Source organism: Tardiphaga robiniae, assembly GCF_013359755.1.
In the GTDB taxonomy this organism is placed as follows: Bacteria; Pseudomonadota; Alphaproteobacteria; order Rhizobiales; family Xanthobacteraceae; genus Tardiphaga; species Tardiphaga robiniae.
Window position 1 is genome coordinate 1 of record NZ_JABMCJ010000071.1, and the last position, 13,987, is coordinate 13,987.

Below are 13,987 nucleotides of genomic sequence, written 5' to 3' on the forward strand. Positions count from 1 at the left end.
GCCAGGGACGCTTGTTAGCGCGGGGCGGGATGTGGCGCCTGCGGGCGGGAGGGAGACGTTCCCTCACGCACTCGGGAGGCCTTGGGTCACCGTCCGGCCCCACTACGGGGGTCTGCCACTCATGCTGGCTGGACGTGGCATTGGTGAACGGCGGGAAACCGTCGGGATCAGCGGACTGCGGAGCTCTGCGCCTTTGCCCGGAAGAACGGTCCCGGGGACAGAAATCGCCACGATGGAGCGTCGAAAGGCGTTTCCGCGGCCTCTGTGGTCCGGCGATCCGGACACTACGCTGCGGCACTGTTACCAAGTCGCGCCTTTCGGCGCTTCATCTCCCTCATTTTCGAGGGAGGCCACCGGGACGGCCACGCACGCGCTCAGGCGCGGGCATCGATGGCGTACGCCCATCCCCTCACCTGCATCACAGCAATCAACAAGGTCGTCACGGGAGGTCACATGCATCCGCGTCTCACACCGACAAATTCCACGCTGCGGCAGCAGACGTTAGCGGCCTTTCGTCTACTTTCCCCGTTACCGTGCGATGCGGTAGCCTGCCTACGGGACTCTGCATTCCGCGACATCCGTCACGGCGCAGAACGGGCAGGCAACAAGAAGAACGGTCTGCGATCCGAGGCAGGCGCTACGGCGCTCCCGCCACCTTGGAGCGCGCCGGCAGTCGAGGAAATGAAATGATGAAGAGCTTCGTCCGCGCCGCGAGCGTGATCGCCGTGATGGCCGCCTGCGCCGGCAGCGCCGGAATGGCACAAGCGCAGAGCTGGCCGAACCGGCCGATCCGCATGGTCGTGCCCTACACGCCAGGCGGCTACACCGACCTGATGGCGCGCCTCGTCTCGGAGAAGATGGCGATCGCGCTGGGCCAGCCCATCGTCATCGAGAACAAGCCGGGCGCCAATGCCGCCATCGGCACCGACGCCGTCGCCAAGGCAGCCCCCGACGGCTACACCTTCGGCACCGTGATCGCGGCGCATTCGGTGAATCCGACGCTCAATCCGAAGCTGCCCTATGATGCGATGAAGGACTTCACCTACGTGTCGCTGACCTCGGTCGCGCCGCTGATTTTGATTGCGACGCCGTCCCTGCCCGCCAAGGACATGAAGGAGTTCATCGCACTCGCCAAGGCGAAGCCCGGCTCGCTGAATTTCGCCTCGTCAGGCATCGGCTCGGCGGCGCATCTGACCATGGAAATGCTGAAGAGCCGCGAAGGCATCAACCTGCAGCACATTCCTTACAAGGGCACGTCCGGCGCGCTGCAGGATACGGTCGGCGGCCAGATCAATGTGATGTTCGACGTCATCGGCCCGCTGATGTCGCAGGTGAAGTCCGGCAATGCCAAGGCGCTCGCCGTCGCCGCCAAGGAGCGCGTCCCGGCGGCCGGCGACGTGCCGACCATGGCGGAAGCCGGCGTGCCTGATTTCGTCTCCGGCACCTGGTCCGGCATCATCGCGCCCGCAGGCACACCGAAGGAGATCGTCGACCGCGTAGCCGCGGAGGCAAAGAAAGCGCTCACCGATCCCGACCTGAAGAAGAAGCTCGACGATCAGGGCATCGTCCCCATGGGCACCACCCCGGATGAATTCCGCGCCTTCGTCACCGACGAGATCGCGCGCTGGAAGAAAGTGATCACGGACGCCGGGATCAAGATGGAGCAGTAAGTACATAGCTCGTCATTCCGGGACGCGAGCGCCACTTGGCGGTCGCGGACCCGGAATCTCAAGATGAGAGTCGCTCCCTCCGCCGCGCTGGATCAAGAGGTGATGAACACATCAAGATTCCCCGCCACTCCAATTGGAGTGGCTGAGGTTCGCGCCGAACCGCTTCGCGTTTCGGCCCGCCCCGGAATGACAGCGTAAGGCCATTCAGCTTTCGCTGCGCGTTTTCAGAATCGCCAGATGCACGAAATGCAGCTTTCCCCTCACCGCCTGTGTGAGATGAAACGGATAGGCGTCGCTCATGCCCATCGAACGATTGAGTTCGTTCATGCTGTAGGACACAGCATCCCACAGCGACAGCAGCGCTTCGAAGTCACGCTCGAGATAGGGATCGTCCAGCGTATGACGCGAGCGCTCGTCCAGTGACAGCGGCAGCGACGACGCGGTGCCGAGCGTCGAGACGATGTGCAGGAAATGCGCGAAGGTCTCGGCCCAGTCTTCCCACGGATGCGACGTCGCATATTCGCTGATGAAGGCATCGCTATTCCACGAGCGATCGGCGCGATTGTGATAGGCCGCGAGTGCCTCGCCATAGTCGCGCGTTTCATCGCCGAAGATCATCCGGAACGGACCGATAAGCTGCGACTGATCGACCAGCGCTTCCCAGTAGAAATGCCCGACCTCGTGGCGGAAATGGCCGAGCAGCGTCCGATACGGTTCGCGAAACGCCGCGCGCCGTGCCTCGCGCTCGGCATCGTCAGCTTCCGAGAGATTCATCGTGATCAGCCCCGACAAATGCCCTGTCATGATCGGATGTCCGGCGGTCTCATCCGAGAGAATGTCGAACGCGATATGCGCGCCGCTCGACACGGCAAGGGGCAGTCTGAGCCGCATCAGGTCATAGGTCAGACGTCGCTTGGCTTGCTCAACCCGCTTCCAGAGCGCGACATTGCGATCGGATACCAGATTGGGAATTGTTCGCGTAAGCCGGCAGGACGGACAGAACGGATCGCTGTCATCCGTGGCCCAGTTGCAGGCGATCAGATCGCGATTGGCACAGGACATGGCCGCCGCGGCGCTGACGACATTGGACTGCGCGGTGTCGAAGATCAGCGCCTCGCCGCATTGCACGCAATCGCTCTGCTCGAAGAAGACGCGTGTCTGGCAATTGGGGCAGATCAGTTGTTTCATGGGTGAAGTCTAACCCGAAACGGCCGGGATGGTTCAACGCGCTCACAACATTCGCCGCCCGGCCGTGCCAGTCATGCGCGATGCCGGCATGCAGGAATGGCGCTTGAGCCATCCGCCCAAATCGCGCTTCAATCCTGGCGTTCAGAAGAACCAATAAAATCAGACCGGGAGGCCATCATGAAGACGCTCGCAGGAGCCATCTGCGCTCTGGCGCTATTTGCAGGCAACGCGCAGGCGCAGACCGTCAAGGATTTTCTGGCGCAGGTGATGGTCAAGTGGACCGCGCCATTCGAGCCTTTTCAATTGATCGACAACATCTATTACGTCGGCACCGACGGCATCGCGGTCTATCTCATCAAGACATCCGACGGCCTGATCCTGATGGATACGGGCGTCCCGCAATCGACCGGGATGATCAAGGAGCACATCGCAAAGCTCGGCTTCAAGGAAGCCGATATCAAGATCATCCTCAACAGCCATGCCCATTTCGATCACACCGGCGGTTTTGCGGAGATCAAGAAGGACACCGGGGCGCAACTGATCGCAGGCCTACGGGACAAGCCATTGCTCGAAAGCGGCACCTATCCGGGCGATGAAAAGAACACCGATATTGGTTTCCCGCCGGTCAAGGTGGATCGCACCGTCACCGAGGGCGATAAGGTCACGCTCGGCGGCACCACGCTGACGGCGCATGCGACGCCCGGCCATTCGCCGGGCTGCACGAGCTGGGAAATGACCGTAAAGGACGGCAGCGAGAACCGTGAGGTCCTGTTCTTCTGCAGCGGCACCGTGGCGCTGAACCGGCTGGTCGGCAATCCAACCCATGCCGGCATCGTCGACGATTATCGGTCGACCTATGCCAAGGCCAAGGCGATGAAGATCGACGTGCTGCTCGGGCCGCATCCGGAAGTCTATGGTATGCAGGCCAAACGCGCGGCGATGAAGGACGGCGCGCCGAATCCGTTCGTGAAACCGGGCGAGCTTGCCGCTTACGCTGCAACGCTCGAACAGGATTTCGACAAGCAGCTCGCCAAGCAAACGGCTGCGCTACAAAGCGGCAAATAGCGACTGCCAGCCGCGGCGAGCGATTTGTCGCAAGCCACGGCAGTTGTCGGCGATTGCGGTCGGCTGGTAGTTTTGCGCATCAGATGAGGTGCGCCCATGGAACTCGCCTGCCCCTGCAACGCCGTGAAGCTCAGGATTTCAGCCGACCCCATCGCCCATTTCTGGTGCCACTGCGCCGACTGCCAGACCGTCCACGGCGCGGCTTATGTGGCCGAGGCCGTCTATCCGGCTGACGACGTTGAAGTCGTACAAGGCGACACGACGTCGTTCGCGCTGAAGACGACCCCGCGCCTCAGTTGCGCAAAATGTGCCACGCGGCTGATTATCGAACTCGACGGGATCGGCATGCGCAGCATCAACGGCTATCTGCTCGGGGACGCGTTCAAGCCGAGCCTGCATATCAATTGCAGCGAGGCGATTGCTCCGGTCCGCGACGGCCTGCCACATTACGCTGCCATGCCGGCGGCGTTCGGCGGCGACGACCGGCTGGTCGACTGGTAGGACACCGAGGTTTTTCCTCGCTAGGGCAGCGCCAGCAGGCCTCCAGCAACAATCATGGTCGCCAGCGCCGACAGCGCCAGCGACCAATGGATCCCGATCATGCCGCCGACGACGCCGACCGAGATGCCGCTGAAGGCGCGCAAGCCCAGGCTCGCCATATTGAACAGACCGATGACGCGGCCGCGCTTGTCCAGGGGTGCATCGAGCTGCACAAGGCTCTGTGCCATGGCGTTGAACGACAATTCGAGGAATCCCGCCGCAAACAGGAACACCAGCGCAATGGCGTAGTGACCGGTCAGCGCGAAGATCGCCAACGCACCGCACCAGAGCAGCGCCAGAATGATCGCCGTACGCGGCTTCGGCGCCAGCAATTGCCTGCCCTCCAGCGCCAGGCCGGCAAGCAGGCCACCGGCTGCGTCAGCCGCCAGCAGCATGCTGTAGGACATGCCGGGATCGCCATGGCCGAGATCACTGGCAAAGCCCGGCATCTGCGAACTATAGGCATTGCCGACGAAGAACGAGGCCGCGCCGGCCAGCGCGATCATGGACACGATCACCGGCCGGTGGCGCACGTCGCGCATGGTCTGGACGATGTCCGCAAAGCCCCGCACGGCGCGCTGAGGCGCGGGCGCGCCGGTGCGAAAACGCGGACCATAGGGTGCCTTGATCAGCCACAGCACCAGCGGCAGATAGAAGATGGTGTTGAGCATGATGCCATAGGCCGGCCCTAGCGCGAGCAGGATCACGCCGCCGACCGCTGGGCCAACCATGACACCGAGATAGCGCGCCATGGCGTTCAGACGCACCGCGCTCGGCAGGTCGGCGGAACCGACGACGTCGTAGAGCAGCATCTGGTTCGGTGTCTGCCACAGCACGCCAGCACAGCCATGAATCACCAGCAGCACCATCGCCTGCCACATCTGCAGTGTGTCAGTGATGAAGAAATAGCCCCAGCCCAGCGATGCCAGAATGAACAGCACCATGCCGCACTGGATCACGCGCCGCGGGTCGAACCGCTCCGCCAGCGCGCCAGACGTGACCGAGAACAGCAGGAACGGCAGCCAGTGCGAGACGATGGCAAACCCGCCGAGCGCAGGTGACTGGAATTTCTGAAACACCACCCAGTAGCTGATCACATGCTCGATATTGTCGGCCATCATGGCCAGCACATAGGTGATGAACTGGGCGCGGAATCCCGGGTGATGCAGCGCCGCGAAGGATCGTTTGGTGGGCGATGCGCCGACGGCCTGCGTTGGGGTGTCGCTCATCGGGAGGGGAATCTTCGCAAGCAGGAGAATCCCGCCATCGGCAGCGACGGCGGTGCGGAGTCGTTACATCGCATGTCTTCGCCCGGCACAAGGCGGCTTCCGGCATAGGACGCCTCGCCATCTTGCATGCAATTGCATTCATCCCTACCTGTCCCCGGCAACCATCAACCCTGCCCCTTTTCCGGAGCCAGCCTGACATGACCGACGCCCCCTACACGCCTCCCAAAGTCTGGACCTGGGACAAGGAAAACGGCGGCAAATTTGCCTCGACCAACCGGCCCATCGCCGGCCCCACCCATGAGAAGGAGCTCCCGGTCGGCAAACATCCGTTCCAGCTCTATTCGCTGGCGACGCCGAACGGCCAGAAGGTCACGATCATGTTCGAGGAACTGCTCGCTGCCGGCCATACAGGCGCGGAATACGATGCCTGGCTGATCCGGATCGACGGCAACCAGTTCGGTTCGGGTTTCGTCGATGTGAACCCTAATTCCAAGATTCCAGCCCTGATCGACCGCAGCGGCGACAAGCCGTTTCGCGTGTTCGAATCCGGCGCGATCCTGGTGCATCTCGCCGAGAAATTCGGCGCCTTCCTTCCAAACGGCGGCCCGGAACGCGCCGAGTGCCTGTCCTGGCTGTTCTGGCAGATGGGCAGCGCCCCCTTCCTCGGCGGCGGCTTCGGCCACTTCTATGCCTATGCGCCGACCAAGATCGAATACGCCATCGACCGCTACGCCATGGAGACGAAACGTCAGCTCGACGTGCTGGACCGTCGCCTCGCCGATAACGAGTATCTCGCCGGCAAGGATTATACGATCGCCGATATGGCGGTGTTCCCCTGGTATGGCGGCCTCGCAGAGAATGCGATCTATGGCGATGCCGGCACTTTCCTCGATGTGCAGAGCTACAAGAACCTGCAGCGCTGGACCAGGACCATCGCGGCACGACCTGCCGTGAAGCGCGGTCGCATGGTCAATCGCACCTCGGGCGACCCTGCCGGCCAGTTGCGCGAACGCCATGACGCCAGCGACTTCGACACGAAGACTCAGGACAAGCTCGAAGCGAAGAGCTGAGACGAAGACTTCGAGTTGACGTCGCTTCAGCCCGGAATCGAAAAGCCCCGCGCGAGCGGGGCTTTTGCACGTCTGGATGCGTGAGGCAGCAGCCTCAGCCCTTCATGCACTTGTTAACCGATGAGGTCTTGGCGGCGCCGGCCAGTGGCTTGCCCTCGGCGCTCTTGGCGTTGTCCTCGCAGCACTTCTTCATGAAGCTCTTCTTGGCAGCGCCCGCGAGCGGCTTGCCGTCGCCGCTGACGGCGTTGCAGGATTGCGCCATTGCGGGCGCAGCACTGAACAGGCTCAAGAGAACGAGGACAGACAGACGTTTCATGGACCGACTCCCGGTTTGTTGGAGCTGCAGCCTAGCGCAACCACGGGCTCTCGCAAGACCGGCTATGCATCACGTGCCTACCGCTTAAACGCTATGTCGCGGCGCAGCGATTTCGCCGCGCACCGAGGCAACGCCCATCTCGAAACTGTCAGCGATACGGCGCGCGCGGATCATGAAGGCCTCGGTGACCTCAGCCGGAAATATCTCGCGCGCGGTCTGTTCGAACAGCAAAAGCCAGCGATCGAAATGTTCGCCCTTCAGCGGCAGCACGAGATGTGGACGCATCGGGCGGCCATTGTAGCGGCCGGTCTTCAGCATCATCGACGACCAGAAATCGCTGATCTGCGCGATGTGATGATCCCAGTCGGTCACGGCGCTGTTGAAGATCGGCCCCAGCAAATCATCCTCGCGGGCACGGCCGTAAAAGGTCTGCACCAGAAGCGCGATATTTTCTTCATTCAGGGAGGGCTGGAAGCTGGTGAAGCCGATTTCGGAGGTTTGCGTCATGCGCCCTGATGTAGGCGACGGCGGCCAGCTCGGCAACCGCCATCGCCCGAAATCCGTTCTGCAATTGATCCAGCGCAAACTCAGTTGCGACGACCCGCCGTCTGCGTCCGTTCCATCAGGTCCCCTTCCGAGCGAGCGCCATAAAATGCCTGCAGGAGCATCCCCCGACGCAACTTCCCGGTGTGATGGAGCGGCACCCAGAATTCTTATAGAGCTGCCGAACTCCTCGGAGAGACCGTCCGGTGTCGCATTCGCCAATACGCGGTACTCTCCGGCTTTTTGCGATAGGATAACGCTGATAACCGTGCCCCGAAACCGCAAGGACACCTTCACTTGCCCGAAGCTCTCCTCTCCGCCCGCTCCGGCGAGTTTCCGACCTTTGAAACCTCGGATTTCGCGGGCGAAGGCTCGTTCTACTTCGACCTCGTACGACTGGAGGACCGCGACGACATCCCGCGCGGTTTCCTGCACCGGCACAACTACTACCATCTGCTCTGGATGACCCGGGCGAGCGGCACGCACACACTCGACTTCGCGCATTTCGACGTGCGCGACCACTCAGTGTTCTTTCTTTCGCCGGGCCAGGTCCATGCCTGGACGTCATCGGTCAAGCCTCACGGCTACGTGCTGAACTTCAGCACCGACTTCTTCGCGCGGATGTTTCCGCGCGCCGAAGATGTCGCGAAACTTCCGTTCTTCCACCCTGCGCGCGGCAACAGCGCGCTCTATCTCACGCAGGCCCAGCATGACGGCATGCTGCCACTGCTCTGCGAGATGGAGCGTGAGGCACGCGATCGCCAGCCGGGATTTCCCGATGTGGTGCGGGCCAGCCTGCTGATCCTGCTCACGCGCCTGCGCCGTGTGTGCCCCGACAACGAGCCCGCCGGTGGCGTTGGTCCACACCAGGCGCTCGCGCGCCGTTTCGCGATGCTGGTGGAAACGCACTACCTGCGCTTCGGTACCATCGGCCAGTACGCCGAGGCGCTTGGCGTGAGCGAGCGCCAGCTCAACGATGCGGTCAAGCGCACTGTGGCGCGCACGGCCAGCCAGGTGGTGCAGGAGCGCGTGGTCCTCGAAGCCAAGCGCTGGCTCAGCAACACCGAAACGGGCATCGCCGAGATCGCGTTCCGCCTCAATATCGAGGATCCGGCCTACTTCGCGCGCTTCTTCAAGAAGCAGACCGGCCTCACGCCGGGCGACTTCCGGAGGAAGCATTGCCGTCCACTGGACTGACACGCGAAAAAGTCCAACACAACGTCTGATCCGTCCTAGCGCCGTCGCCGCGCGGCTGCATAGAGTGTCCCGCATGGACGCCTGACCGGGCGCTGCCATCGCCACCTGCGCGTTTGTATGCGCAGGTGGGCATGGCATGACGCCCACCGCCACGACCGCCCCGCATCTGCGGAGCGCGCCGTCGGCAGGACATAAAAACAAGAGGCAGAGGAAACAAAATGCACAAAGCAATCATCCCGTTGCAGAGCCTCGTCGTGGCCGCAGCATTGGCCCTCACCTCAGTCAGCGCGATGGCCGATTATCCAGAACGTCCCCTGCGCGTGATCGTGCCGTTCGCCGCCGGTGGTGCCACCGACGTGATCGCGCGCACCGTGGCGCAAGCCATGTCGGTACGGCTCGGCCAGTCGATCGTGGTGGAAAACAAGGCCGGCGCCAACGGCAATATCGGCGGTGCCGCGGCGGCGCGCTCGGAGCCCGACGGCTATACGCTGCTGATGGCCACATCGAGCCACGCGATCAATGCATCGCTCTACCAGAAGCTCAGCTACAGCCTCACGCGCGATTTCGCGGCCTTGTCAAACCTGGCGTCGGTGCCCCTGCTGCTGGTGGTGCACCCGTCGGTGCCAGTCAATTCGGTGAGCGAACTCGCCGCTTACGCCAAGGCCAATGCCGCGAGCGTCAACTATGCATCGGGCGGCGTGGGCACCGCGTCCCATCTGTCCGGCGAGCAGTTCAGCACACTGGCTGGTGCGAAGATCACGCACGTCGCTTACAAGGGCGGCGCGCAGGCGCTCAACGATATGATCGGCGGCCAAGTGCAGATCATGTTCGCCAACCTGCCCGAAGTTCTCTCTCTGGTGCAGAGTGGCAAGCTCAAGGCGCTGGCGGTGACGGGCAGCACGCGTCACGCCGCCTTGCCCGACGTGCCCGCTTTCTCAGAAACGCCGTTCCCCGGCATGAACGCGCGCTCGTGGTTCGGCCTGTTCGCACCGGTCGGCACGCCCCCCGCTATCGTCGAGAAGCTTGCGCAGACCATTGTTCAGAGCGTGGCTGACCCCGCTGTCCAGGAGCGGCTCAAAGGGCTCGGCGCCGACCCCGTCGGCGACGATCGGGCGACATTCCAGAAATACGTGAACGACGAGGTGGCGCGCTGGGCCGTGCTTGTCGCGCAGTCCGGCGCCACCGCCGAATGACCCTATTGATCCGCCACCGCTCGAGGAAACCCCATGCTGCTTGACGTTCGCACCTACACCTGCCGCCCCGGCACGATCAAGAAACACTTGGCGCTGTATGCCGAGCACGGTTACGAGATCCAGAGCCGCCATCTGGGCAAGCCGCTGGCCTACATGCAAACCGAGACCGGCAACGTCAACAGCTACATGCACATCTGGGTCTATGACAGCCCAGCCGATCGCGAGGCCAAGCGCCAGGCGCTGCAGAAGGACCCGGCCTGGGCCGACTACCTGAAGATCAGCGCCGAGGCCGCCTATCTCATCAGCCAGGAAAACCAGTTGATGACGCCGGTGTCCTTCTTCAAGCCGTAGGCGGACCTGCAGTCGCGCATCTGACTGCCGAACCTATGATGCGCCGCATTCTTGATGCCGCGCATCCCTTCCGTTCATCAGGTGGATGCCACGCCTGCGGGCCCGGCAGCCGCGGAGCCTGCTAGAGCATGATCCCGAAAAGTGGACACCGGTTTTCGGACAAGATCATGCTCTCATAGAGAAAATAGCTAGAGTCTGATCCATCGAAGATGGGTCAGACTCTAGCGCAAGCTCAGTTGCGATAGGACGGATCGACCCGGTCGAGCTTGCGGAGCAGCGCCGGCCAGGCCAGTTCACCACTGAGGCCTGGAACATTGTCGCGCGGCTTCATGCGGTCATAGGTATCCTGCAGGACCTTCTGTGGCGGCGTGATCAGCTTGGTGTTGCACGACAGCGCTGCAACCTGAACCTGACAGGCCCGCTCCATCCGGAACAGTACGTTGAAAGCCGCGGCGATGGTCTTGCCGACCACCAGCAGGCCGTGATTACGCAACACCATCGCCTCGTGATTGCCGAGATGCGCGATCAGTCGTTCCCGCTCTTCTGGATTGTCCGCGATGCCCTCGAAGTCATGATAGGCGACATGAAGGAAGCGCATGCAGGTCTGCGCCACCGGCAACAACCCGCATTCCATCGCCGATACAGCCATGCCGGCCACGGTATGAGTATGCGCGACGCAATCGACATCGTGACGCGCCATGTGAATGGCACTGTGGATCACAAAGCCCGCAGCATTCACAGCGTAGTCGGACGCGTTGAACAGCGTGTTGCCGTCGAGGTCGATCTTGACGAGGCTCGACGCATCGATCTCCTCATAGAGCATGCCATAGGGATTGATCAGGAACTGATCTTCCGTTCCCGGCACGCGGCACGAGATATGGTTGGCGATCATCTCGGTCATGCCGTACATCGCCGTGAGACGGTAGCAGGCCGCGAGATTGACGCGCGACTGCCACTCCTCGGGACTGACCTGATCCTGCACCGAACGGACGACTTTCACGGCGGGTGAGCTGACGGCTGCATTCATTGATGTTCTCCCTTGATCTTGTTCATGCGGTCAGTCGACCGTGATGTTGGCTTCGCGAATGAGTTTGCCCAAGCGGTCGCGCTCGCTCTTCACATGGGTTTCGAGTTCTGCCGGCGTCATCGGCCACGGCTGATTGCCGATCGGCTCCATCTTCTTTGCAAATTCCGGCGTCTTGACGATGCGGGTGATGGCGGCGCTGAGCCTGTTCAGCACCGGCTGCGGCGTACCCGCGGGCGCGAAGACTGCGAACCATGTCGCGCCGACGATCGAGGGGAATCCGAGCTCCTTGAAGGTCGGCACATCAGGCAATTGCGGAAGGCGCTCCTCGGACAAGACCGCCAGCGCGCGGTACATGCCCGCCTTGTGGTTTGGCACGGTATTGGTCAGCGCCTCCACATTGCTGTCGACGATGCCCGCAAGCATGTCGTTCATCGCCGGCGCAGCACCGCGATAGTGTACATGCTGCAGCTTCACGCCGAGTCCGCGGGCCACGATCTCACCCATGAGGTGCACGGTGCTGCCCGGTCCGTTGGTGGCATTGTTGACCTTGCTCGGATTGGCCAGCGCATAGGCACGAAACGCCGCGACGTCGGCGGCCGGAAAGTCCTTCTTCACGACGAAGGCAAACGGCACCTTCACCACCATCGCGACCGGCGCAAAGTCCTCAAGCTTGTATTTGATGGAGGCCAGCAGATGCGGGTTGGTCGTGAAGGTCGTCGCGCTGGCGAATAGAAGCGTGTAACCGTCCTTGTCGGCACCGGCCACGACTTGCGCACCGATCGATGTGCTGGCGCCGCCGCGATTCTCGATCACCACCTGCTTGCCGAGTTCGGTGCTGAGCTGTTCGGTGAGGATGCGCGCGACGATATCGGTCGTTCCGCCGGGCGGAAATGGCACGACCATCGTGATGTTGCGATCGGGATATTGCTGGGCCTGCCCTGGTGCTGCGGCGAACAGCGATGCGGCAAGGGCCGCAGCAATGGAAACCCATCGCCCCTTCTTGTTGTTGCTCACGTTTTCTCCCCTTGCGCCGGTCCATTGGGCTTTCGCCTGGAACGACATTTTCGGGAGAGGCTAAAACAAGAGCCCAGCCGATGCGACGACTAAATAAGCCGGCCAGCTATCGGATTACACGGGACGCGGCCGTCTCGGTGACTCAATGCACCGTGGCGTTCGAAAACAGGTTGATCACGACCTGATCCTTCCTGCCGACCGACAGCGGCTGCTCCATGCATTACGGGGCAGTCAGCACCGCTTTCGCTGCCGATGTCGTATAGAGCCATGCGGGCTATGTCCTCATAGCCTATCTCCGAGAGAGTCCCGTGACCGCTCCGACGCCCCCTGCTTTCGCACTCGATGCACCCTTCTTCAAACTCCTCACCGGGAGCTATCTCCGCACTGTCGGGAAGCCCCTGTTGGCGCCTGGGCAAGATGCAGCGTGGCTCTACAGCGACGCACCATTCGCGGTGCTCGCACATAACACCGACGCCGATCCGGTGTTCACCTATGCCAATCGCACCGCGCAATCTTGCTTCGAATATAAGTGGGACGAATTCGTCACCATCCCGTCGCGGCTGTCGGCGGAAGCGCCGAACCGCGACGAGCGCCAGCGCCTGCTAGATGCCGTCGCGCGCAACGGCTTCATCGACAATTATCGCGGGTTGCGGATCGCAAAATCCGGCCGGCGCTTCTGGATCGAAGGCGGCATCGTCTGGGAATTGAGAAGTGAGAACGGCGAGCGACGCGGTCAGGCGGCGCTGTTCACGTCATGGACGGATGTGTGAGACACAATATTAGTCGGCGAGTTCCACTTTGTCGCATCGGAGCGGCCAGCAACGGCCGAGCAGACCGTCGGACGGAAATGTCACCACCTTCTGCTGACATATCGACGATCGCGCTTTCGTCGCTCTCAGCCTGCGTGGCCACTCCGCCCTTAAACCACCACATGATTTCAGCTATAGAACATCATGACGGTTTTACGACAGCAACGATTCCAATGGCGATTGATCGCTCCACTGCCGGGATTTGCCGCGCTGCTGCTGGCCCCTGGTCTCGCCATTCACTGGGGCTTTCTGCCGTTCGAATATCGCATTCCCGCGTTGCTGCTGGTGTCCGTGCTGTGCATCGCGTTGTGCCTTCTGGCCGGCTTCTCGGTCGCGGAACTCGGCCTCAGCCGTCCCTCTGACATCAGGCACTGGCTGTTCTGTGCCGCGATCACGGTAGGCATCGCGGCAATCATGGTGGCGCAGACCCGCTTTCTGACCTTCGACCACAAACCGCCGGTCTGGCTCAGCTTCGCGCCCTTCTATGTCCTGGTCTCCAGCCCATGCCAGGAAGTCGTGTGCCGGTCTATACCGAAACTGATGACCGATCGGCTGCAGGTCAGGCCCTGGACCTATGTGATCTATTCTTCGGCGGTATTCTCGCTGATCCACATCGCCTATGGCGACAGCGTGCTGCTGCTCAACACGTTCCTGGTCGGCATCGTCTGGGGTTTCGCCTATCTGCGGATGCGCAACATCTGGCCGGTGATCCTGTCGCATGCCGCGATCGGCACGCTGGCCTTCTCGCTCGGGCTGGCCTGATTCAGATTTGCCT

The 13,987-nt window shown here is 62.3% G+C and carries 15 protein-coding genes; 9 read left to right on the forward strand and 6 right to left on the reverse strand.

What is annotated here, in order from left to right; genetic code table 11:
* Positions 1 to 689 precede the first annotated feature (689 nt).
* On the forward strand, positions 690 to 1,670 hold the full coding sequence (locus HP556_RS04660) for a Bug family tripartite tricarboxylate transporter substrate binding protein (RefSeq protein ID WP_175366096.1): 981 nt from the start codon (positions 690 to 692) through the stop codon (positions 1,668 to 1,670).
* A gap of 204 nt (positions 1,671 to 1,874) precedes the next feature.
* Here the strand turns inward: HP556_RS04660 and HP556_RS04665 are convergent, their stop codons facing one another.
* Entirely contained in the window at positions 1,875 to 2,858 is a 984-nt protein-coding gene (locus HP556_RS04665) for a zinc-binding metallopeptidase family protein (RefSeq protein WP_175366097.1), read from the reverse strand.
* Between the two features lie 177 nt (positions 2,859 to 3,035).
* Here HP556_RS04665 and blaBJP point away from each other — a divergent pair, with 177 nt between their 5' ends.
* Both blaBJP and HP556_RS04675 read left to right on the forward strand, forming a co-directional pair.
* Positions 3,036 to 3,923 carry a BJP family subclass B3 metallo-beta-lactamase gene (gene blaBJP, locus HP556_RS04670; protein ID WP_092143721.1) on the forward strand — a complete coding sequence of 296 codons (888 nt, stop codon included), beginning with the start codon at positions 3,036 to 3,038 and terminating at the stop codon, positions 3,921 to 3,923.
* 96 nt (positions 3,924 to 4,019) lie between these two features.
* Positions 4,020 to 4,424, forward strand: a complete 405-nt coding sequence (locus tag HP556_RS04675; RefSeq protein ID WP_175366098.1) for a GFA family protein — start codon at positions 4,020 to 4,022, stop codon at positions 4,422 to 4,424.
* Between the two features lie 20 nt (positions 4,425 to 4,444).
* Here HP556_RS04675 and HP556_RS04680 read toward each other — a convergent pair whose 3' ends face one another.
* Entirely contained in the window at positions 4,445 to 5,692 is a 1,248-nt protein-coding gene (locus tag HP556_RS04680; RefSeq protein ID WP_175366099.1) for an MFS transporter, read from the reverse strand.
* A gap of 197 nt (positions 5,693 to 5,889) precedes the next feature.
* Here HP556_RS04680 and yghU point away from each other — a divergent pair, with 197 nt between their 5' ends.
* A complete protein-coding gene (gene yghU, locus HP556_RS04685) occupies positions 5,890 to 6,762 on the forward strand; it encodes a glutathione-dependent disulfide-bond oxidoreductase (protein WP_175366100.1) in 873 nt (290 codons plus the stop codon).
* A gap of 94 nt (positions 6,763 to 6,856) precedes the next feature.
* Here the strand turns inward: yghU and HP556_RS04690 are convergent, their stop codons facing one another.
* A complete protein-coding gene (locus tag HP556_RS04690) occupies positions 6,857 to 7,078 on the reverse strand; it encodes a hypothetical protein (RefSeq protein WP_093758344.1) in 222 nt (73 codons plus the stop codon).
* A gap of 84 nt (positions 7,079 to 7,162) precedes the next feature.
* Positions 7,163 to 7,585, reverse strand: a complete 423-nt coding sequence (locus tag HP556_RS04695; protein WP_089264012.1) for a group III truncated hemoglobin — start codon at positions 7,583 to 7,585, stop codon at positions 7,163 to 7,165.
* Positions 7,586 to 7,918: 333 nt separating this feature from the next.
* On the opposite strand from HP556_RS04695, the gene HP556_RS04700 reads away from it, so the two are divergent.
* From HP556_RS04700 to HP556_RS04710, 3 genes are all read left to right on the forward strand, one after another.
* A complete protein-coding gene (locus HP556_RS04700; RefSeq protein ID WP_089264011.1) occupies positions 7,919 to 8,818 on the forward strand; it encodes a helix-turn-helix domain-containing protein in 900 nt (299 codons plus the stop codon).
* Positions 8,819 to 9,036: 218 nt separating this feature from the next.
* Positions 9,037 to 10,011 (forward strand): Bug family tripartite tricarboxylate transporter substrate binding protein, encoded by a 975-nt coding sequence (locus HP556_RS04705; RefSeq protein WP_175366101.1) that lies wholly within the window; start codon positions 9,037 to 9,039, stop codon positions 10,009 to 10,011.
* Between the two features lie 33 nt (positions 10,012 to 10,044).
* On the forward strand, positions 10,045 to 10,362 hold the full coding sequence (locus HP556_RS04710; protein WP_089264009.1) for an NIPSNAP family protein: 318 nt from the start codon (positions 10,045 to 10,047) through the stop codon (positions 10,360 to 10,362).
* Positions 10,363 to 10,594: 232 nt separating this feature from the next.
* Here HP556_RS04710 and HP556_RS04715 read toward each other — a convergent pair whose 3' ends face one another.
* Both HP556_RS04715 and HP556_RS04720 read right to left on the reverse strand, forming a co-directional pair.
* Positions 10,595 to 11,389, reverse strand: a complete 795-nt coding sequence (locus HP556_RS04715; RefSeq protein ID WP_068736808.1) for a class II aldolase/adducin family protein — start codon at positions 11,387 to 11,389, stop codon at positions 10,595 to 10,597.
* 30 nt (positions 11,390 to 11,419) lie between these two features.
* Entirely contained in the window at positions 11,420 to 12,403 is a 984-nt protein-coding gene (locus HP556_RS04720; RefSeq protein ID WP_210269075.1) for a Bug family tripartite tricarboxylate transporter substrate binding protein, read from the reverse strand.
* Between the two features lie 308 nt (positions 12,404 to 12,711).
* Here HP556_RS04720 and HP556_RS04725 point away from each other — a divergent pair, with 308 nt between their 5' ends.
* Together HP556_RS04725 and HP556_RS04730 are read left to right on the forward strand one after the other, a co-directional pair.
* A complete protein-coding gene (locus tag HP556_RS04725) occupies positions 12,712 to 13,173 on the forward strand; it encodes an MEKHLA domain-containing protein (RefSeq protein WP_175366103.1) in 462 nt (153 codons plus the stop codon).
* Between the two features lie 183 nt (positions 13,174 to 13,356).
* Positions 13,357 to 13,974: a CPBP family intramembrane glutamic endopeptidase gene (locus tag HP556_RS04730; RefSeq protein WP_175366104.1), complete on the forward strand. Its 618-nt coding sequence runs from the start codon at positions 13,357 to 13,359 to the stop codon at positions 13,972 to 13,974.
* Positions 13,975 to 13,987: the final 13 nt, after the last annotated feature.

Coding starts and splice junctions, on each gene's coding strand:
- HP556_RS04680 (WP_175366099.1), bottom strand. CDS start 5,692: ATGAGCGACACCCCAACGCAGGCCGTCGGCGCATCGCCCACCAAACGA.
- HP556_RS04675 (WP_175366098.1), top strand. CDS start 4,020: ATGGAACTCGCCTGCCCCTGCAACGCCGTGAAGCTCAGGATTTCAGCC.
- HP556_RS04710 (WP_089264009.1), top strand. CDS start 10,045: ATGCTGCTTGACGTTCGCACCTACACCTGCCGCCCCGGCACGATCAAG.
- blaBJP (WP_092143721.1), top strand. CDS start 3,036: ATGAAGACGCTCGCAGGAGCCATCTGCGCTCTGGCGCTATTTGCAGGC.
- HP556_RS04715 (WP_068736808.1), bottom strand. CDS start 11,389: ATGAATGCAGCCGTCAGCTCACCCGCCGTGAAAGTCGTCCGTTCGGTG.
- HP556_RS04665 (WP_175366097.1), bottom strand. CDS start 2,858: ATGAAACAACTGATCTGCCCCAATTGCCAGACACGCGTCTTCTTCGAG.
- HP556_RS04730 (WP_175366104.1), top strand. CDS start 13,357: ATGACGGTTTTACGACAGCAACGATTCCAATGGCGATTGATCGCTCCA.
- HP556_RS04705 (WP_175366101.1), top strand. CDS start 9,037: ATGCACAAAGCAATCATCCCGTTGCAGAGCCTCGTCGTGGCCGCAGCA.
- HP556_RS04660 (WP_175366096.1), top strand. CDS start 690: ATGAAGAGCTTCGTCCGCGCCGCGAGCGTGATCGCCGTGATGGCCGCC.
- HP556_RS04690 (WP_093758344.1), bottom strand. CDS start 7,078: ATGAAACGTCTGTCTGTCCTCGTTCTCTTGAGCCTGTTCAGTGCTGCG.
- yghU (WP_175366100.1), top strand. CDS start 5,890: ATGACCGACGCCCCCTACACGCCTCCCAAAGTCTGGACCTGGGACAAG.
- HP556_RS04695 (WP_089264012.1), bottom strand. CDS start 7,585: ATGACGCAAACCTCCGAAATCGGCTTCACCAGCTTCCAGCCCTCCCTG.